Annotated in this window: 21 protein-coding genes; 16 read left to right on the forward strand and 5 right to left on the reverse strand. The window is 70.4% G+C overall.

All coding sequences use genetic code 11. The annotated features are described in order from the left end of the window. Positions 1–111: 111 nt before the first annotated feature. The 6 genes from QSK37_RS27525 to QSK37_RS27550 all read left to right on the forward strand — a co-directional run bounded on the left by QSK37_RS27525 (position 112) and on the right by QSK37_RS27550 (position 6605). The gene (locus QSK37_RS27525; protein WP_285579763.1) at positions 112–687 is read left to right on the forward strand and encodes a YqgE/AlgH family protein; all 576 of its coding nucleotides are present in this window, start codon (positions 112–114) and stop codon (positions 685–687) included. Positions 688–691: 4 nt separating this feature from the next. After that, entirely contained in the window at positions 692–934 is a 243-nt protein-coding gene (locus tag QSK37_RS27530) for a DUF3039 domain-containing protein (protein ID WP_285579764.1), read from the forward strand. An 83-nt stretch (positions 935–1017) separates the two neighbouring features. Continuing rightward, positions 1018–2007, forward strand: coding sequence for a zinc metalloprotease (locus tag QSK37_RS27535; RefSeq protein WP_285626547.1), 990 nt, complete (start codon positions 1018–1020; stop codon positions 2005–2007). 272 nt (positions 2008–2279) lie between these two features. After that, positions 2280–3125, forward strand: coding sequence for an alpha/beta hydrolase (locus QSK37_RS27540; protein WP_285626550.1), 846 nt, complete (start codon positions 2280–2282; stop codon positions 3123–3125). 152 nt (positions 3126–3277) lie between these two features. Further along, positions 3278–5041: a DEAD/DEAH box helicase gene (locus QSK37_RS27545; RefSeq protein WP_285626553.1), complete on the forward strand. Its 1764-nt coding sequence runs from the start codon at positions 3278–3280 to the stop codon at positions 5039–5041. Positions 5042–5192: 151 nt separating this feature from the next. Next, positions 5193–6605, forward strand: a complete 1413-nt coding sequence (locus QSK37_RS27550; RefSeq protein ID WP_285626556.1) for a dihydrolipoyl dehydrogenase family protein — start codon at positions 5193–5195, stop codon at positions 6603–6605. A 13-nt stretch (positions 6606–6618) separates the two neighbouring features. On the opposite strand, the gene QSK37_RS27555 is transcribed toward QSK37_RS27550, so the two are convergent. From QSK37_RS27555 to QSK37_RS27565, 3 genes are all read right to left on the reverse strand, one after another. Further along, on the reverse strand, positions 6619–7125 hold the full coding sequence (locus QSK37_RS27555; RefSeq protein WP_285626559.1) for a gluconokinase: 507 nt from the start codon (positions 7123–7125) through the stop codon (positions 6619–6621). Positions 7126–7153: 28 nt separating this feature from the next. Further along, complete coding sequence (locus tag QSK37_RS27560; protein ID WP_285579772.1) at positions 7154–7732, reverse strand: isochorismatase family protein; 579 nt, start codon at positions 7730–7732, stop codon at positions 7154–7156. Between the two features lie 75 nt (positions 7733–7807). Next, positions 7808–9103, reverse strand: coding sequence for a nicotinate phosphoribosyltransferase (locus QSK37_RS27565; protein WP_285626561.1), 1296 nt, complete (start codon positions 9101–9103; stop codon positions 7808–7810). A 66-nt stretch (positions 9104–9169) separates the two neighbouring features. Here QSK37_RS27565 and clpS point away from each other — a divergent pair, with 66 nt between their 5' ends. The 5 genes from clpS to QSK37_RS27590 all read left to right on the forward strand — a co-directional run bounded on the left by clpS (position 9170) and on the right by QSK37_RS27590 (position 11892). After that, the gene (clpS, locus tag QSK37_RS27570) at positions 9170–9460 is read left to right on the forward strand and encodes an ATP-dependent Clp protease adapter ClpS (protein WP_285579775.1); all 291 of its coding nucleotides are present in this window, start codon (positions 9170–9172) and stop codon (positions 9458–9460) included. Beyond that, the gene (locus QSK37_RS27575; protein WP_285626563.1) at positions 9460–10002 is read left to right on the forward strand and encodes a DUF2017 domain-containing protein; all 543 of its coding nucleotides are present in this window, start codon (positions 9460–9462) and stop codon (positions 10000–10002) included. The genes clpS and QSK37_RS27575 overlap by 1 nt, the downstream gene beginning before the upstream one ends. A gap of 35 nt (positions 10003–10037) precedes the next feature. After that, a complete protein-coding gene (locus QSK37_RS27580) occupies positions 10038–10469 on the forward strand; it encodes a M67 family metallopeptidase (RefSeq protein WP_285579777.1) in 432 nt (143 codons plus the stop codon). A 201-nt stretch (positions 10470–10670) separates the two neighbouring features. Further along, positions 10671–10943, forward strand: a complete 273-nt coding sequence (locus tag QSK37_RS27585; RefSeq protein WP_285579779.1) for a MoaD/ThiS family protein — start codon at positions 10671–10673, stop codon at positions 10941–10943. 1 nt (position 10944) lies between these two features. Then, entirely contained in the window at positions 10945–11892 is a 948-nt protein-coding gene (locus tag QSK37_RS27590) for a PLP-dependent cysteine synthase family protein (protein WP_285580005.1), read from the forward strand. Between the two features lie 55 nt (positions 11893–11947). On the opposite strand, the gene QSK37_RS27595 is transcribed toward QSK37_RS27590, so the two are convergent. Together QSK37_RS27595 and QSK37_RS27600 are read right to left on the reverse strand one after the other, a co-directional pair. Further along, a complete protein-coding gene (locus QSK37_RS27595) occupies positions 11948–12883 on the reverse strand; it encodes a glycoside hydrolase family 25 domain-containing protein (RefSeq protein WP_285626566.1) in 936 nt (311 codons plus the stop codon). A gap of 359 nt (positions 12884–13242) precedes the next feature. Then, a complete protein-coding gene (locus QSK37_RS27600) occupies positions 13243–13941 on the reverse strand; it encodes a GAF and ANTAR domain-containing protein (RefSeq protein ID WP_285626568.1) in 699 nt (232 codons plus the stop codon). Between the two features lie 226 nt (positions 13942–14167). On the opposite strand from QSK37_RS27600, the gene QSK37_RS27605 reads away from it, so the two are divergent. The 5 genes from QSK37_RS27605 to rdgB all read left to right on the forward strand — a co-directional run bounded on the left by QSK37_RS27605 (position 14168) and on the right by rdgB (position 18271). Next, positions 14168–14962: a thioesterase family protein gene (locus tag QSK37_RS27605; protein ID WP_285626570.1), complete on the forward strand. Its 795-nt coding sequence runs from the start codon at positions 14168–14170 to the stop codon at positions 14960–14962. A 270-nt stretch (positions 14963–15232) separates the two neighbouring features. Continuing rightward, positions 15233–16048, forward strand: coding sequence for a glutamate racemase (gene murI / locus QSK37_RS27610; protein ID WP_285626573.1), 816 nt, complete (start codon positions 15233–15235; stop codon positions 16046–16048). A 112-nt stretch (positions 16049–16160) separates the two neighbouring features. Then, positions 16161–16910: an MBL fold metallo-hydrolase gene (locus QSK37_RS27615; protein WP_285626576.1), complete on the forward strand. Its 750-nt coding sequence runs from the start codon at positions 16161–16163 to the stop codon at positions 16908–16910. Positions 16911–16961: 51 nt separating this feature from the next. Then, positions 16962–17681 carry a ribonuclease PH gene (gene rph, locus QSK37_RS27620; protein WP_285626579.1) on the forward strand — a complete coding sequence of 240 codons (720 nt, stop codon included), beginning with the start codon at positions 16962–16964 and terminating at the stop codon, positions 17679–17681. Further along, complete coding sequence (rdgB, locus tag QSK37_RS27625) at positions 17678–18271, forward strand: RdgB/HAM1 family non-canonical purine NTP pyrophosphatase (protein ID WP_285626582.1); 594 nt, start codon at positions 17678–17680, stop codon at positions 18269–18271. Before rph ends, rdgB begins: the two co-directional genes overlap by 4 nt. Positions 18272–18303 lie beyond the last annotated feature (32 nt).

Genomic DNA, 18303 nt, shown 5'->3' on the forward strand with positions numbered 1-18303 from the left:
TTTGTGATCTAGGCCCGTATTCTGCCGATTACCCAAGGGGTGAGGGCGCGTAACCGACGTACTCGGCCGTGCACTGTTCGCATGCGGGCCCCGGCACAGGATGATTGAGTCATGGACGACGGGATAATCGCGGGCCGGCTGCTCGTCGCTACTCCAAAGCTGGCCGACCCGAACTTCCGGCGCACCGTGGTCCTTCTCGTGGAGCACGAGGAGGAGGGCGGCACGCTGGGGGTCGTGCTGAACAGACCCACGGAGGTGCCCGTCGAACAGGTCCTCCCACCCTGGTCGGAGCTGGTGACGGGCCCGTCGGTGGTGTTCCAGGGCGGACCCGTCGCGCTCGACAGCGCGCTGGCGCTCGCGCACATCCCCGGCACCGACGAGCCTCTGGGCTGGCGTGCGCTGAACGGCAGCCCCGCGGTGGCGCGCGTCGGCCTCGTCGATCTGGACGCGCCGCCGGAGCTGCTCGCCACCGAGGTCACGAAGCTGCGGGTTTTCGCCGGGTATGCCGGATGGGGGGTTGGCCAGCTCCGGTCAGAGGTCGAAGAGGGCGCCTGGTACGTCGTGCCGGCGGAGTCGGGGGACGCGTTCCGCGACGATCCGGGGCGTCTGTGGCAGGACGTCCTGCGGCGACAGGGCGGGGATCTGGCGTTCGTCGCGACGTTTCCCGAGGATCCGTCACTAAACTGAGCCCGTGAGTACGAAGATCCTTCCTGAGAGCGACACCCGGCCGGACCTCTCCCACGGCGACGGCGGTCACGAGCGTTTCGCGCACTACGTGCAGAAGGACAAGATCATGGAGAGTGCCGTCAGCGGCACACCCGTGATCGCGCTCTGCGGCAAGGTCTGGGTGCCGAACCGCGACCCGAAGAAGTACCCGGTCTGCCCGGAATGCAAGGAGATCTACGAGTCGATGTCCGGCGACGACGACGAGTGAGCGTCAAATCGGCTTGACGGATCCGCGCGTCGGGCGCTCCGCGCCGAGCCGAGGTCCTAGCCTCTCCGTCTCAGGGGGAATCCATGAGACGGAGAGTCCTGTGGGGCCTGTTCGGAGTCGTTCTCGCGTCGTGCGCCACAGTGCCCGCGAGCAGCTGCGCGCCCGCGGCCCGCGGAGTGTCCTGCCTGCGGCGCGCCGCCGCGGCCACGCTCCGCACCAGCCGTCCGCGTGACGACGACGGCCTGTCGCCGTCGCAGGTCAAGGCGATGCTGCGCGACTTCACCGAGACTCTGCGCCGCAGGTACGGGGTCGCCGACGAGCGGCAGCTGGAGGCCGGCCGGCGGCTCGCGGGCCGCCTCGTCGTCCCGGTCCGCTTCCACGTCATCACCGACGGGCGGAACGGCCGGCTGACCACGGCCACCATCGACCAGCAGATCCGCGGCCTCAACGCCGCGTACGGGGGCGCCACGGGCGGCGCCGACACGGGGGTGTCGTTCCGGCTCATCAGCGCCGACGCCGTGAGCAACGCCGACTGGTTCGAACGCCCGCACGAGCTCCAGGGCCCGATGCTGGGCGCGCTCGTCAAGGGCGGCCCCGGCACGCTGAACCTCTTCACCGCCGAGGTCGGCTCGGAGGTTCTCGGCTTCTCCTCGTTCCCCCAGGCGTACCGCTCGCGGCCCGGGCTGGACGCCGTGGTCGTCGACTACCGCAGCGTCCCCGGGGGATCGTTCGCGCACTTCAACCGCGGTTACACGGCGGTGCACGAGATCGGGCACTGGCTCGGCCTGTTCCACCCGTTCGAGAACGGCTGCGTCCCGCCCGGCGACGGCGTGGACGACACTCCGTACGAGAGCACGCCGACCACGGGCTGCCCCTCGTTCAAGGACACCTGCCCGCAGCCCGGCAGCGATCCGGTGCACAACTTCATGGACTACGCCTGGGACCCGTGCATGACCTCGTTCACGCCGGGCCAGGGCCTGCGCATCCGCGCGATGTGGGCGGCCTACCGCGCCGGACCGGCCGGCTCGCCCCTGCTCCGCCAGGCCCGCACCAACGCCCAGGTCCGAAAATAAGGTTTTGGCTCTCCATTTAGAAGGAAACGTCCGCTAGCGTGTGCGCTGCCCGAAGTTGATCAGGGAGCAGCGCCATGTTCGGTCGCATTACTGTCGCGCTAGCAATTTGTTGCGTTATGTCCTGTTATGCGACGGTGGCGAATGCTGTCACAAGGCATTCCGGTGCGAGCTGTCACGCGACACAGGTGCCGGTCTCCATTCCGGCTGTGGGTCGTGCGCGCATCTACGGAGAGCTGTGTGTCCCGGAGGGCGCCGGAGGCAGGGCGCGGACCGTGCAACTGCTGGTGCACGGTGGCACGTACGACCACAACTACTTCGACTGGCCCCAGGACCCCGGGCGCTACTCATACGTCGACAAGGCGCTGAAGGCCGGGTATCCCACGTTCAACGTCGACCGGCTCGGAGACGGTGAGAGCTCCCGTCCGCCCGGCGTGTCGGACACGTTCGAGAACGGAGCCGAGGCGATGCACCAGGTGATCGCCAAGCTCCGTGACGGAGGCGTCGGCGGCCGTCCGTTCTCCCGCGTCGTTTGGGTCGGGCACTCGATGGGCTCGCTCACCGCCTGGTTCGAGGCCCACAAGTACCACGACGTCGACGCGTTCGTGCTCACGGGGGCGCTCCACAACGTGAATCTCACCTTCGCGACGAAGCTCGCGAATCTCCTCGGCCCGGCGATCGTCGATGACAAGTTCCGGGGCAAGATCCTGGACCCCGGTTATCTGACCTCGCTTCCGGGGACACGAGGCGACACCTTCTACTACCGGCCGGGCGTCGACCAGGCGGTCATCGACGAGGACGAACGGCTCAAGCAGACCATCTCCGTGCCGGAACTCGCCCAGATCACGGCCGTCGAGCTGCCACCCCTGGTGACGCTCACTCGCTCGATCACCGTGCCGACGCTCCTGGTCATGGGCGACCACGACGGCGCGTTCTGCGGGCCGCCGGTCGGCCACGACTGCACCCCCGCGAGCATCCTGGCCGCCGAGAAGCCCTACTACCGGCCCGAGGCGCGTCTGCGCGTCGTCGTCGCCCGGAACAGCGGCCACGACTTGCAGCTTCACCGCTCCGCGCCCGAGGCCGACGCGGCGATCACGCAGTGGCTCGACGGCCTGTCGTAGCCCTGCCGGGTCCGGCTGCCGACGGCTTCATCGCGCAATCCGCGGCGGAGCCGCCGGCTCGCCACAGTGCCTAACACGTGCCGCGCGGGATCCTGTGGATCGCATCACGCTCGGCACGTCCTGTCAGTGCTTACGGGTAGCCTCTCTTCACCGTGAGCACGTTCGCCGCATCCGACACCCCTCCCGCGCTGCCCGGGCGGGCGCCCTGGGGCACCGCCCCGGCCCTGCGCGCCTGGCAGCAGGGAGCGCTGGAGGAATACTTCCGGACCGAGCCCCGTGACTACCTCGCCGTCGCGACGCCCGGCGCGGGCAAGACGACCTTCGCGCTGCGGCTGGCGGCCGAGCTGATGGGGCGCCGGGTGGTCGACCGGATCACCATCATCTGCCCGACCGAGCACCTGAAGCGCCAGTGGGCCGAGTCGGCCGGGCGCGTCGGCATCAAGATCGACCCGGAGTTCAAGAACGCGCACGGCCGTACGGCCAAGGACTTCGTCGGCGTCGCCGTCACCTACGCCCAGGTCGCCGCCCACCCGGCGCTGCACCGCAACCGCACGGAGGACCGCCGCACCCTCGTGATCATGGACGAGGTCCATCACGCGGGCGACGGCAAGTCGTGGGGTGACGCGATCCGAGAGGCGTTCGAGCCGGCCGCGCGGCGGCTCGCGCTCAGCGGCACGCCGTTCCGCACCGACATCAACCCGATCCCCTTCGTCACGTACGAGGAGGTCGGCGGCGTCCGCCGCAGCCGCGCCGACTACACCTACGGCTACGGCCCGGCACTGGCCGACGGGGTGGTCCGGCCGGTGATCTTCCTGGCGTACGCGGGGGAGATGCGCTGGCGCACCCGCGCCGGCGACGAGATCACCGCGACGCTCGGCCAGCCGCTGACGCAGGACCAGATGTCCCAGGCGTGGCGCGCCGCGCTCGACCCGAAGGGCGAATGGATCCAGCAGGTGATCGCCGCCGCCGACCGCCGGCTGACCGAGGTGCGCCGCGGCGTGCCCGACGCGGGCGGCCTGATCATCGCGAGCGATCACGAGACCGCGCGGGCGTACGCCAAGATGATCCGCAACGTGACCGGCGCCGGGGCCACCGTGGTGCTGTCCGACGATCCGTCGGCGAGCCGGAAGATCAAGCAGTTCAGCGAGTCCGAGGACCGCTGGATGGTCGCCGTGCGCATGGTCTCCGAGGGCGTCGACATCCCGCGCCTCGCCGTCGGCGTCTACGCCACCTCCACCTCGACCCCGCTGTTCTTCGCCCAGGCGATCGGGCGTTTCGTCCGTGCGCGGCGGCGTGGTGAGACCGCCTCGGTGTTCCTGCCGTCGGTACCGACCCTCATGGGCCACGCCGCGGAGATGGAGACCGAGCGCGACCACGTTCTCGACCGTCCCAAGCGTGAGGACGGCCTGGACGACGACCTGCTCGCCGAGGCCAACCGCAAACGCGACAACCCCGACGTCGGCGAGGAGCTCCCCTTCGAGACCGTCGAGGCGTCGGCCCACTTCGACCGGGTCGTCTTCGACGGCGGCGAGTTCGGCATGGGCGGCGCGCCGGGCTCGGCCGAAGAGGAGGACTTCCTGGGCATCCCGGGCCTGCTCGAACCCGACCAGGTCGCGAGCCTGCTGAAGCAGCGGCAGGCCGAGCAGCTGGCCGCCCAGCGCAAGAACGGCGCGAAGGCGGAGAAGAAGGACGACCGCACGACCGCCGAAGACCTCCACGCGCTGCGCAAGGAGCTGAACAACCTGGTCGGCGCCTGGCACCACCGCACCGGCCAGCCCCACGGCGTGATCCACGCCGAACTCCGCCGCACCTGCGGCGGCCCCCCGTCGGCCCAGGCCAGCACCGAGGACGTCCAGAAGCGCATCGCCAAGATCCGCGAATGGGCCGCCCGCCCGACCCCCCGCACCAAGGACTAGCCGAGTAAGTCCGGCCGGAGGCGGGCGTGGCCGATGACGGCGAACACCCGCCTCCCGTGCGGTCCGGTACGCACGGTGGACCGGACGCGTCCCGTACGGTCCGGCGGGGGAGACTCAGGTGTGTTGACCTGGGACGACGTCAGGGGAAGCGATGACGGGCGAGGACGTCTTCGACGTGGTGGTGATCGGCGCGGGGCCGGTCGGGGAGATCGCGGCCGCACGGGTCGTACGGGGCGGCCTGACGGCGGCCGTCGTCGAGGAACGCCTGGCGGGCGGCGAGTGCGCGTACTACGCCTGTGTCCCCAGCAAGGCCCTGCTCCGGCCGATGGAGCTGGCGGCCGAGGTGGAGCGGATGCCGGGGCTGCAGCTGCGCGGGCCGATCGACGCGCCGGCGGTGCTGGCCCGTCGCGACAGGACCGTGTCCCACCTGGACGACCGCGGCCAGGTGAGCTGGATCGAGGACCTGCCGGCGACGTTCGTCCGTGGCCGGGGACGCCTGGCCGGGCCGCTGCGGGTCGAGGTGACCGCGCCGGACGGCACCCGTTCGCTGCGGGCGCGGCACGCCGTGGTGATCGCGACCGGCAGCGATCCGCTGATCCCGGACGTGCCGGGGCTCTCGGCGGCGCGCCCGTGGACGAACCGTGAGGCGACCAGCGTCCAGCAGGTCCCGAAACGGCTGGCAGTGATCGGGGGCGGTCCCGTCGCCTGCGAGATGTCCCAGGCCCTGCACTCGCTCGGTGCCCACGAGACGACCATGCTCGTACGCGGTGACCGGCCGCTGGGCCGTACCGAGCCGTTCGCCGGAGACCTGCTGACGGCGTCGCTTCTGGAGTCGGGGATCGACGTGCGTCTCGGCCGTTCGGTCACCGAGGTCCGGCGGCCGTTGCCGGACGGCCCGGTGACCGTCCACACCGACGACGGAGCGTCGGTCGAGGCCGACGAGGTCCTCGTCGCCACCGGCCGGCGGCCCGCCACGCACGCGATCGGCCTGGACACGATCGGCCTGGCGGCCGAGGGCCCGATCCAGGTGGACGCGAGTATGCGGGTGGAGGGAGTGCCGTGGCTCTACGCCGTCGGTGACGTCAACGGGCGCAGCCTGCTCACCCACATGGGCAAGTACCAGGCGCGGGTGTGCGGCGACGTGATCGCCGCCCGTGCGACCGGCGCGCCCGACGACCGGCCGGGGCTCCGCGACACCGCGGACGACCGGGGCGCGCCGCAAGTGATCTTCACCGACCCGCAGATCTGCGCGGTCGGGCGGACCGAGGCGCGGGCCCGTGCCGACGGCTTCGCCGTACGCGCCGTCGAGTACGACATCGGCGCGGTCGAGGGCGCGTACCTGCGGGCCGAGGGCTACACCGGCCGGGCGAAGATGGTCGTCGACGAGGACCGGCGGGTGCTTCTGGGGGTCACGTTCGCCGGCCCCGGGGTGGTCGACCTCCTGCACGGCGCCACGATCGCGGTCGCCGGGGAGGTCCCTCTCGACCGGCTGTGGCACGCCGTCCCGGCCTTCCCGACCGTGAGCGAGATCTGGCTGCGCCTGCTGGAGGAGTACGGCCTGTGAGGCCGTGGGGGCGTCAGGCGCCCCCGCCCAGCCCCGCCCGGTCGATGATCCGCTGCACGACCTGGTCCGGCGGGCCGTCGATGGACACGACGACCGGGTCCTCGTCGGGCCCCGGGGCTTCGAGGTCGGCGAACTGGCTGTCCAGCAGCTGCCGGGGGAAGAAGTGCCCTTGCCGTGCCGCCAGGCGTTCGCCGATCAGTTCCTTGTCGCCCTCCAGGTAGACCAGGCGCAGATCCGGCCGGCCCTCCCGCAGCAGGTCGCGGTACGTGCGCTTGAGGGCGGAGGAGGTCACGACGGCGGGTGCGGTCTGGTCCCGCATCCACCTCGCGGTGGCCTCCAGCCAGGGCCGGCGGTCGTCGTCGGTCAGCGGAATCCCGGCGTGCATCTTCTCCACGTTCGCGCGCGGGTGGAAGTCGTCGGCCTCGGCGTAGGTCCAGCCGAGCCGGCCGGCCAGCATCGCGCCGATCGTGGTCTTTCCGCTGCCGGAAACGCCCATCAGCAGCAAAATCGGGTTAGACATGGACGGCAACGTACCGGGCGGCACGTGATCAGGGCGCGAGGACCGGCTCTCCGGTGAGCCGCACCCCCGCGTCGCTCAGCTCCTGCAGCGCGCGCTCGGTGGTGGGCCGGGCCACCCCGGCGGTCATCCTGAGCAGGACACGGGTGGACAGCCCCGCGCCCCGGGCGTCCAGCGCGGTCGCCCGTACGCAGTGGTCGGTGGCGATCCCCACGACGTCGACGCTGTCGACCTCGTGCTTGCGCAGCCACTCGGCGAGCGGCGTGCCGTCGTCGGCGACACCCTCGAAGCCGCTGTAGGCCGCCTCCCGCTCGCCCTTGCTGAACACGGCCTCGATCGGCGCCAGGTCCAGATTCGGATGAAAGTCCGCCCCCGGCGTGCCGATCACGCAGTGCGGCGGCCAGGAGTCGGTGTAGTCGGGATGCTCGGCGAAGTGGTCGCCGGGATCGAGGTGGAAGTCGCGGGTGGCGACGACGTGGTCGTACTCGCCGCGGTGCGCGGCCACGAACGAGGAGATCGCAGCGGCCACGTCCGCCCCACCGGCGACGGCCAGCGACCCCCCTTCACAGAAGTCGTTCTGCACATCAACGATGATCAACGCTCGGCTCATGACCAGCCCCTCCCCAGAGTGATCCCACGGGGAAAGCTACCCGCGTGAGCCCCGGAACATCAGTGCCCCGGACGGTCAGCCGGTGAACTCCGTCGGGACGGCCGGGTAGCCGCGGGAGAGCTGGAACCCGTGGGAGGGGAGTTCGGCCAGGGCACGTTCATGGCGGGCACGGGCTTCGGCCAGGGGTTCGCGGCCGATGATCTCTCCGCCCCGTACGAGCGGCGTCAGCAGCGGCCGGTCGAACGGGCCCGGCGTGGGTTCGGCCGTGGAGACCATCTCCGCGATGGCCTTCCCGTCCTCGCCGATGTGGCGGACCGCCCACTTGCGGCCGCCCCGGCTCGGCTTGCCGACCGAGCGCTTGGCGACGGGGCGCAGCAGGCCGTCGTCGGCCTCCTCGCGCGCCACCAGCTTGTACACCAGCGCCGCCGTCGGCGCGCCCGAGCCCGTGACCAGCGACGTCCCGACCCCGTACCCGTCGACGGGCGCGGCGGACAGGCCCGCGATCGAGTACTCGTCCAGGTCGCCGGTCACGATGATCCGCGTCTTCGACGCGCCCAGGGAGTCGAGCTGGGCACGCACCTCGTGCGCGGTCTCGGCCAGGTCGCCGCTGTCGAGCCGTACGGCGCCCAGCTCCGGCCCGGCCAGCTCCACGGCCACGGCGACGGCACGGGCCACGTCGTACGTGTCGACCAGCAGGGTGGTGTCGCGGCCGAGCGCCTCGAGCTGGGCGCGGAAGGCGTGCCGTTCGCTGTCGTGCAGGAGCGTGAACGCGTGGGCGCTGGTGCCCGCGGTCGGCACGCCGTAGGACCGGCCGGCCTCCAGGTTCGAGGTCGAGGTGAACCCGGCGAGGTAGGCGGCCCGCGCGGACGCGACACCGGCCATCTCGTGCGTACGGCGCGAGCCCATCTCGATGATGGGGCGGCCGCCCGCGGCGTGCACCATGCGGGACGCGGCGGACGCGATCGCGGCGTCGTGGTTCAGGATCGACAGCGCGAGCGTCTCCAGGATGACCGCCTCGGCGAAGTTCCCCTCGACGACGAGGATCGGCGAGCCGGGAAAGTAAAGATCGCCCTCCGCGTATCCCCAGATGTCACCGGAGAACCGGTACGAGGCCAGCCACGCGGCCGTCGGCTCGTCCACGATGTCATGGGAGGTGAGGAACTCCAGCGCGGACTCGTCGAACCGGAAGGCCGCCAGGGCCTCCAGGAAGCGGCCGATCCCGGCCACGACGCCGTACCGGCGGCCCTCCGGGAGATGGCGCGCGAACACTTCGAACACCGCCCGGCGTGCCGCGGTGCCGGCGGCGAGCGCACCGCGCAGCATGGTGAGTTCGTAGCGGTCGGTCAGCAGTGCCGTCGTCGAAAGATCCACGAATGGCAGATTACGGTGAAGGTGTGCACGATGATTGAGGGGAGCTCCCGTTAAGGAGGCACCAAAGTGACCACGGCTCCCGTCGAACTCGGTCGACCGGACGCCGCCGAGGACGTACGACCGGACCGTCCGTGGGTGGCGATCGTGTGGAACGATCCCATCAACCTCATGTCCTACGTGACCTACGTGTTCCAGGCCGTCTTCGGCTACTCCAAGCGGAAGGCCGAGAAGCTCATGCTCGACGTGCACCACAAGGGGCGCGCGGTCGTCTCCAGCGGCACCCGCGAGGAGATGGAGCGCGACTGCGAGATCCTGCACTCCTACGGGCTGTGGGCGACCGTCAAGCAGGACGTCTGATGAACGGCGGCTTCACCGGCGCCCGCGGCGGAGGTGTGCGCCTGCGCATCGGCTCGGAGGAGGCGGCCGTCGTGCGCCTGCTCATGGGCCAGCTCATCGACCTTCTCGGCGAGGGCGGCGAGCCCGGCCCCCGGCCCGACGACGGCATGCCCGATCTCCAGCTGTCGGAGAACACCGCGGTCTCCGACGACCCGGTGCTGGCCCGGCTGTTCCCGGACGCCTACGGCGAGGACCAGAAGGCCTCCGCCGAGTTCCGGCGCTACACCGAGGCAGGGCTGCGCGAGGGCAAGCGCGCCGCGGCCCGTACGGTGCTCGCGACGCTCGGCGAGGGCGGCGAGATCGTGCTCGGCCCCGACGAGGCGCAGGCGTGGCTGCGGTCCCTCAACGATCTGCGCCTGGCGCTCGGCGTGCGCCTCGACATCACCGAGGAGACGCTCGACCAGATGCGGAGCTTCGACTGGGACGATCCGCGCAATGCCGGATACGCCGCGTACGACTGGCTGACGTACCTCCAGGAAAGCCTCGTACGCGCCCTCTGGTGAACGGGCCTTTGAGGGGTCGTCGCTACGCTGTGCCCATGCTGATGATCGAGCGCGCCATCGTTGACCAGATCATCGCGCACGCGCGCGCCGACCATCCCGACGAGGCGTGCGGCGTCGTGGCCGGCCCGATCGGCTCCGACCGGCCCACGCGCTTCGTCAGGATGGCGAACGCCGAGCGCTCGCCGACCTTCTACCGCTTCGACTCGATGGAGCAGTTCCAGGTGTGGAAGGAGATGGACGACCGCGACGAGGAACCGGTCGTGATCTACCACTCCCACACCGCCACGGAGGCGTACCCCTCGCGTACCGACGTCTCCTACGCCTCCGAGCCGAACGCCCACTACGTCCTGGTCTCCACGCGCGAGGCCGACGAGACGGAGTTCCGCTCGTACCGGATCGTCGACGGCGAGATCACCGAGGAGGAGGTCTCCATCGTGGAGGCCGGCGAATCCGACTCGGTAAACTGACCAGCGTGATGACGACGATGATGAAGCGCCGCGGACGCGGGCGTGTCGTCGCACCCGTGCAGAACTTCCTGTTCGGCCACAGCCGCGCCGAGATCGTCTACGACTGTCACTGAGGCATTTCCCCCGAGGCATGGAATCCCCGGGCGATGCCGTGTGTTGGCGTGCGTTGCCGGGGACCGTACGACGAAGGAGCACATCGCCATGGCGATCGAGGTTCGCATTCCGACGATTCTTCGCAACTACACCGACGGCGCGAAGGCCGTCGAGGGTGGCGGGGCCACCCTCGACGAGCTGTTCACCGACCTGGAAGGACGCCACCCGGGCCTGCGCGACCGGCTGGTCGACGACAAGGGTCTGCGCCGGTTCGTCAACGTCTACCTGAACGACGAGGACGTGCGTTTCCTGGGCGGGCTGGAGACCAAGGTGTCCGACGGTGACACCGTCACCGTGCTGCCCGCCGTCGCGGGCGGCTGACGTGCGCTACGACTCGCTGCTCGACTCGCTGGGCCACACGCCGCTGGTCGGCCTGCCGAGTCTGTCGCCGTCGGCCGACGTGCGCCTCTGGGCCAAGCTGGAGGACCGGAACCCGACCGGTTCCGTCAAGGACCGGCCGGCGCACTGGATGATCAACAAGGCGGAGAAGGAAGGGCTGCTGACGCCGGGCTGCACGATCCTGGAGCCCACGTCCGGCAACACCGGCATCTCCCTGGCCATGGTCGCCCGCCTGCGCGGTTACCGCATGGTGTGCGTCATGCCCGAGAACACCTCCGCCGAGCGCACCCAGCTGCTGAAGATGTGGGGCGCCGAGATCATCCCCTCACCCGCGGCGGGCGGCTCCAACGAGGCCGTACGCGTCGCGAAGGGGCTCGCCGCCGAGCACCCCGACTGGGTGATGCTCTACCAGTACGGCAACGAGGCGAACGCGCGTTCCCACTACGAGTCCACCGGCCCGGAGCTGCTGGAGGACCTGCCGACGATCACCCACTTCGTCGCGGGCCTCGGCACGACGGGCACGCTCATGGGCGTGGGCCGGTTCCTGCGCGAGCGGGTGCCCGGCGTCGCGATCGTCGCGGCCGAACCGCGCTACGGCGAGCTGGTGTACGGGCTGCGCAACATCGACGAGGGGTTCGTGCCGGAGCTGTACGACGAGTCGGTGCTGACCACGCGGTACTCCGTGACGTCGGAGGACGCCCTGCGGCGCACGCGTGAGCTGCTGGCGGCGGAGGGCATCTTCGCGGGCATCTCGACGGGGTGCGCACTCCACGCGGCACTGGGCATGGCGGCCAAGGCGGTCAAGGCGGGGGAGCGCGCCGACATCGCCTTCGTGGTCGCCGACGGCGGCTGGAAGTACCTGTCCACCGGCGCGTACGACGGCACGCTGGACGAGGCGGAGAAGCGCCTGGAAGGGCAACTCTGGGCGTAGGCGCCGGTGGGTCCTCCCACGGATGGGAAGGACCACCGGTGCCGCGGTGAGGTCGTCAGCAGGCCGTGTCGGGGTCGTAGTCCGTGGGCAATCCCTGCACCAGCCAGGGCTTACCACCCCCGAACCAGTACGACGAGGCGTTGGCCGGATCGCAGTAGGTCGCGCCCGGGTGGCTCCAGCCGGCGATCCAGATGGGCAGCCCGACCTTGAAGCCGTTGGTGATCTTGCCCCACTGCAACTGCGTGGAGTAGATGCCCGCCTGTTTGTGCTGTGCCGTCAGAGCGGCGATCGCGGCGCCGACTATGGTGCTGTTGACCTTCGGATCGCAGGTCCAGAAGTTCGCCGCGTAACAGTCCGGGCCGGGTTGGTTGATGCTGGTGGCGGTCGGAAGCTCGACGTCGAGCCAGTAGGAATTGCTCGTCGCGCCTGCGGCTGTCGCGATCTGGACCGAGTAGTTCGCGGCGTTCCAGCCCCAGTTGAAGGCCTGGCAGTAGTAATTGTCGGACGCGCAGTTTCCGGCCGGCCCGTGGTAAGCGTATTGGAGTGCCGTGTCAGTCGTGGAACCGATGGGCGAGTCGAGAATCATGTACTGCGCATGGACGCCGTTCGGTGACCAGGCCAGTTGCTGTTCGATGCAGGGGAGTGCGGTGAACGGAGTTCCGTCGTTCACTCCCACGACCGCGATGTCGGAGTCGGGTGGCAACACGGGATTGTGCGCCGGACACTGGGGCCAGGAGATGTCGTAGCCGGTTGCTCCGGTAGGCCAGATGTTCTCGGCCCTGTGCGCCGGCGTGCCCGTGCGGGCGGCGTTCGGGAGGCTGGAGCGTGCCGGTGCTTGAGGGATGTACTCCTTCGTTCCGTCGAGGCTCTTGATGGGCAATCCGCCGATCGCGTCGGACGCCACAGTGTGAATGACTTCCGGCCGAGTGGTGTCCGCCTGGGCCGGCACGGCCGCTGCCAGAGTCGAGCCGGCCACCAGCAGCGCCGACATTCCTGACCAAATCTTACGCAACTATTACTCCTTTTACCGGTAATTTTTCCGTATGGTACAGACCGCATATAGGCGCGGCAGTGGTCTCGCGTAATGTTTCAACAAAGAAGCCCTTCTTGCCCTTGTCGGGGGTGGCGGCGTGCGGTGACCGAGGAGTCTCACACCGGTACTTCGCCGCAGCGCCCGATCTCGTTCACGGATCCGCGTAGGCGGAGAAGCACGCGGCGGTCATGGTGCCGCCAGAGCCGGTAAGGATCGCCGATCGTGACGTGCTCGCCGTCGGCGGCGGAGGTACGTGCGTCTGTGGGACGCCGTCTCTTGGCGCCCGGCTCAGAAGAGCGGCCGGTTAGGCGGTCGGCTCAGTCGCGGTCGGTCGGGGGTGGGGTGAACTCTCCGGTCTTGGCCAGGCGTTCGGCGACGTCGCGCAGTTTGACGTTCGAGTGCTGGGACGACGCGCTGAGCAGGGCGAACGCTTCCTGGGCGTCGACCCTGTACCGCTCCATCAAGATGCCCTTCGCCTGTCCGATGACATCGCGGCTCTCGAGCGCGGCCCGCAGTTGCGTGCGTTCGCCGATGGTGGCCATCGCGATGGCGGCGCAGGCCGCGATCGAGGTGCCGATCCGTTCGGCGGCCGGGGAGAAGGCGTGCGGCTTCGGGGAGTACAGGCTCAGGACGCCCACCGTGCCGATCCGTACGGACAGGCGGTACGTCAGCACCGAGCGTACGCCCAGCGCGACCGCCACCGGGGCGAACCTCGGCCAGCGTGACTCGTAGGCCAGGTCGTCGGCGCGCACGATGTCGGTGAGCAGGGCGTCCAGGCACGGGCCCTCGCCGACGTCGTACTGCAGCGCGTCCAGCCGTGCCGCCAGATCGCCGGTGTAGAGGGGCGTCGACGCGCCGTCCTGGCCCAGCATCGTCGCCCCCGCATGGGCGGTGCCGGGTATCTCGTTCTCGGCCAACCGCAGGAGCTGCTGGACGACGAGGGCCGCGTCGTCCTCGGCCTCCAGGACTCGCGCGAGCCCCGCCAGGTGATGGCTCACTCCATCAACCGGCGTCATCTCGTCAGACGGCATCGCCCCGCGGTTCTGATCCGGGCCGGGCACACCGCCCGGACATTCTCCACGTCGACCATCCCAATCCGACGGCCACCTGGAAAGCCAGGACGCGAACGGACCGCCTCGTACTATCCCGAGAGCGAAGGAGGGTCGTCGCGCGTGACCCTTCTGAGGTGTCCCGGTATGGTGCATACCGAATATCGTTCTAATTTTCCGGTTGGGGGCTGGCATGGGCGGATTCGGCGAGGCGACGGCGGTACGGCGTACGGGCGAGGGGCGTTACTCCGCCGTGCTCGACGCCGACTTCGGGTTCGAGCAGGCGCTCAACGGCGGCTACCTGATGGCCGTCCTCGCCCGGGCCGCCCTGGACGCCGCCGACCGCCCGCACCCGATCTCCACCGCCGCGAGCTTCCTGCGGGTCGCCAAGCCCGGCCCCGCCGAGGTGCTCGTCGAGACGCGCAAGTCCGGGCGTACGGCCGAGGTCGCCCGCGTCTCCCTCGTCCAGGACGACACCCCGATCGTCGACGCCCTGATCACCACCGGAGCCCTCGACGGCGACGCCGAACCCCTCTACTCCGAGGACGCCGGTCACCTCCCGGCGATCGAGGAGTGCGTCACCTTCGGCGGCGACGGCGGCGGGAAGGACGGGTTCGCCGCCCAGATCGACATGCGGTACGACCCGGCCACCATGGGCTGGCTCGACGGCCGGCCGAGCGGCCGGCTGGAGATGCGCTCCCACTTCCGGCTCCGGGAGCCGTACGAGCCCGACGGCGTCCTGCTGGCGCTCGCCGTCGACGCGCTCCCGCCGGTCGTGCTGAACACCGGACGGTACGGCTGGTCGCCCACGGTCGAACTGACCTGGCACATGCGGGCCGTACCGGCGCCGGGACCGCTCGCCCTGTACGGCAGCGGTCGCCTGGTCAATGACGGCTGGTTCGACGAGGAGGTCGAGGTGCGGGACGCGGCCGGCCGGCTGGTCGCCCAGAGCCGTCAGCTCGCCCGCGCCGGTCGCCGTCCCTCCTGACGAGTCCTGGAAGTCGTTCCATCTGGAGGTCGGCCGGCCGTGCTCGCCGGCGTCGGCGGCCGCCTGGTCGGCCTTGTCGGAGGCATGTCCGGTGGCGGGCACGGAGGCCGGGGCGCGAACGTGCTCGCGGCGGCGCGGCCCGTCAGACCGCCCGAGCGGGCCGCAACCGTCACCGACCGGGCACGCGTCGCGAGAGGCCGGCGAAATACCCGTGTGACATGCAGCGCATTGATGCCGCGTCGCCCGCGGCGTTCTCTAGCCTGTGGGGTCATGTCTGACGCTTCGATCGGAATCTTCGACAGCGGCGTCGGCGGGCTGACCGTCGCCCGTGCGATCCTCGACCAGCTACCGGACGAGCCGCTTTTGTACGTCGCGGACACGGCGCGTTTCCCGTACGGGCCGAAGCCGATCGCCGAGGTGCGCGCGAACGCCCTCGAGGTGCTGGACCACCTTGTCGAACAAGGCGTGAAAATGCTCGTGATCGCCTGCAACAGCGCCAGCTCCGCGGTGCTGCGCGACGCGCGTGAGCGCTATCAGGTGCCGGTGATCGAGGTCATCCAGCCCGCGGTACGGGCGGCGGTGAGTGCGACGAGTACGGGAAAGGTGGGCTTGGTCGCGACTCGTGCGACGGTGACCAGTCGCGCCTATGAGGACGCGTTCGCCGCTGCGCCTCATGTGACACTGACAAGTGTCGCCTGTCCGCGTTTTGTGGAGTTCGTGGAGCGGGGCATCACCAGGGGCGACGAACTACTCGGCGTCGCACGAGAGTATTTGGCACCGATTGTCGAGGCGGGCTGTGACACGCTCATCCTCGGTTGCACGCATTACCCCTTGCTGACCGGAGTGATCTCCTACGTCGCCGGAGACCGGGTGACCCTCGTCTCCAGCGCCGAGGAGACCGCCAAAGACGTCTACCGGGTACTGCACGACCGCCGCCTGGCCAGAGCGGAGGGCTCCCCGGAACCGTGCCACCGGTTCCTCGCGACGGGGGATCCCGCGCCGTTCGGCGCACTCGGCCGCCGCTTCCTCGGCCCGGAGATCGGGCTTGTCGAATCCGCACCGGTGGGCATCACGTTCTCGGCGTGAGAACGGCCCGCGGGACACTGGAAGAGGGGAGCGTCGATCCAGGTGGATGACGCACGAAGGCGACAGCGGAACCGATCGTCCTGCTCTCGGGCGACGTGAGGAGGCCGGCAACGTGCGGATTACGGTGATCGGCTGTTCGGGGAGCTTTCCGGGGCCGGACAGCCCGGCCTCGTGTTATCTGGTCCAGGCCGGCGGCTTCGCGCTGCTGCTCGACCTCGGCAGCGGCGCCCTCGGCGCGCTGCAGAACCACATCGGCCTCTATGACATCGATGCGATTCTGTTCACTCACCTGCACGCGGACCATTGCCTGGATCTCTGTGGTTACTGGGTGGCGCGCAAGTACGCACCGGACGGCCTGAAACCACGCATCCCGGTCTACGGGCCGGGCGGAGTGGCCGAGCGGATGGCGCGCGCGTACGACCTGGATCCCGAGCCGGGTATGTCGGAGGCGTTCGACTTCCGCACGCTGGCGCCGGGGACGTTCGACGTCGGGCCGTTCACCGTGACGGCCGCGACGGTGAACCATCCGGTCGAGGCGTACGGGTTCCGCGTGGAGTACGAGGGCGCGGCCCTCGCCTACACCGGCGACACCGGAGAGTGCGAGGCGCTCGTGGACCTGGCGCGCGGCGTCGACCTGCTGCTGGCCGAGGCGTCCTTCGTCGAGCGGGAAGGGCTGCCGGACGATCTGCACCTCACCGCGCGGCAGGCGGGCGTGTACGCCACGCGGGCGGACGCCGGGCGGCTCGTCCTCACCCACCTGGTCCCGTGGAACGACCCCGGCCACACGCTGGCGGAGGCGAAGTCCAGCGGTTACCGGGGTCACATCGAACTGGCCAGCCAAGGAGCCGTGTACGACCTGTAGATCGCGCCGGGCCGCCGCCCCCGGCGGTCCGGTCTCGATAGGGTGAACGACATGGCTCGTCCCGACGATCGTTCAGCCGACCAGCTCCGCCCCGTCACCATCCGTCGCGGATGGCTCACCCATGCGGAGGGCTCGGTGCTGGTGGAGTTCGGCGGCACCCGCGTTCTGTGCGCCGCCACGGTGCAGGGCTCGGTGCCCCGGTGGCGCCGCGACTCCGGACTCGGCTGGGTCACCGCGGAGTACGCGATGCTTCCGCGCGCGACCACGACGCGCAACGACCGCGAGTCGGTCAAGGGGAAGATCGGCGGCCGTACGCACGAGATCTCCCGGCTCGTCGGCCGGTCCCTGCGGGCGTGCGTCGACTTCAAGGCGCTCGGTGAGAACACCATCCTGCTCGACTGCGACGTGCTGGAGGCCGACGGCGGCACCCGCACCGCCGCGATCACCGGGGCGTACGTCGCCCTGGCCGACGCGGTCGCCTGGATGCGTGACCGCAAGATGGTCAAGTCCAGCCCGCTCGTCGGTTCCGTCGCCGCGGTGAGCGTCGGCATCATCGACGGCGAGCCCCGGCTCGACCTGTGCTACGAAGAGGACGTCGCGGCCGAGACCGACATGAACGTCGTCTGCACCGGCGACGGCCGCTTCGTCGAGGTCCAGGGCACGGCCGAGGGCCAGCCGTTCGACCGTTCGGAGCTCGACGCCCTGCTCGACCTGGCGGCCGGCGGCTGCGCCGAGCTCACCCGCATCCAGCAGGAGGTCCTGGGCTCGTGAAGGTCGTCCTCGCCACCCGCAACCAGGGCAAGGTCGTCGAGCTGCGCCGGATCCTCGACGGCGTCGACGTCGTCGGCCTCGACGAGTACCCGGACGCGCCCGACGTCCCGGAGACCGAGCTGACGTTCCAGGGCAACGCCCTGCTGAAGGCGCGCGCGATCGCCGCGCACACCGGCCTGCCCGCCGTCGCCGACGACTCCGGCCTGTGCGTCGACGCGCTGAACGGCATGCCGGGAGTCTTCTCCGCCCGCTGGGCGGGCCGGCACGGCGACGACGAGGCCAACATCGACCTGCTGCTGGGGCAGCTGGCCGACGTGGCGCCGGAGCTGCGGGGCGCCCGCTTCGTCTGCGTCGCCGCCGTCGCCTGGCCGTCGGGCGAGGAGGAAACGGTCGAAGGCCAGCTGAGCGGCCACGTCATCGGCGAACGCCGCGGCGCGAACGGCTTCGGCTACGACCCGATCTTCGTCCCGGACGACGAGACCCGTACGACCGCGGAGCTGTCGCCGGAGGCGAAGGACGCCATCAGCCACCGCGGCAAGGCGTTCCGCGCCCTCGCCGAACGCCTGGCCCAGCGGTCGGCGACCGCGTAGTCGCCGCTCCGTAGTCCTACAAATAGGACGTA

The organism is Actinoallomurus iriomotensis (assembly GCF_030269445.1).
Lineage (GTDB): Bacteria > Actinomycetota > Actinomycetes > Streptosporangiales > Streptosporangiaceae > Actinoallomurus > Actinoallomurus iriomotensis.

What these genes read in the sequence shown, in the direction of transcription:
- rph (WP_285626579.1), top strand. Translation starts at nt 16,962, where the DNA reads ATGGCTCGTCCCGACGATCGTTCAGCCGACCAGCTCCGCCCCGTCACC.
- QSK37_RS27560 (WP_285579772.1), bottom strand. Translation starts at nt 7,732, where the DNA reads ATGAGCCGAGCGTTGATCATCGTTGATGTGCAGAACGACTTCTGTGAA.
- QSK37_RS27550 (WP_285626556.1), top strand. Translation starts at nt 5,193, where the DNA reads ATGACGGGCGAGGACGTCTTCGACGTGGTGGTGATCGGCGCGGGGCCG.
- QSK37_RS27600 (WP_285626568.1), bottom strand. Translation starts at nt 13,941, where the DNA reads ATGACGCCGGTTGATGGAGTGAGCCATCACCTGGCGGGGCTCGCGCGA.
- QSK37_RS27605 (WP_285626570.1), top strand. Translation starts at nt 14,168, where the DNA reads ATGGGCGGATTCGGCGAGGCGACGGCGGTACGGCGTACGGGCGAGGGG.
- QSK37_RS27535 (WP_285626547.1), top strand. Translation starts at nt 1,018, where the DNA reads ATGAGACGGAGAGTCCTGTGGGGCCTGTTCGGAGTCGTTCTCGCGTCG.
- QSK37_RS27555 (WP_285626559.1), bottom strand. Translation starts at nt 7,125, where the DNA reads ATGTCTAACCCGATTTTGCTGCTGATGGGCGTTTCCGGCAGCGGAAAG.
- QSK37_RS27580 (WP_285579777.1), top strand. Translation starts at nt 10,038, where the DNA reads ATGCTGATGATCGAGCGCGCCATCGTTGACCAGATCATCGCGCACGCG.
- QSK37_RS27585 (WP_285579779.1), top strand. Translation starts at nt 10,671, where the DNA reads ATGGCGATCGAGGTTCGCATTCCGACGATTCTTCGCAACTACACCGAC.
- murI (WP_285626573.1), top strand. Translation starts at nt 15,233, where the DNA reads ATGTCTGACGCTTCGATCGGAATCTTCGACAGCGGCGTCGGCGGGCTG.
- QSK37_RS27525 (WP_285579763.1), top strand. Translation starts at nt 112, where the DNA reads ATGGACGACGGGATAATCGCGGGCCGGCTGCTCGTCGCTACTCCAAAG.
- QSK37_RS27595 (WP_285626566.1), bottom strand. Translation starts at nt 12,883, where the DNA reads ATGTCGGCGCTGCTGGTGGCCGGCTCGACTCTGGCAGCGGCCGTGCCG.
- QSK37_RS27575 (WP_285626563.1), top strand. Translation starts at nt 9,460, where the DNA reads ATGAACGGCGGCTTCACCGGCGCCCGCGGCGGAGGTGTGCGCCTGCGC.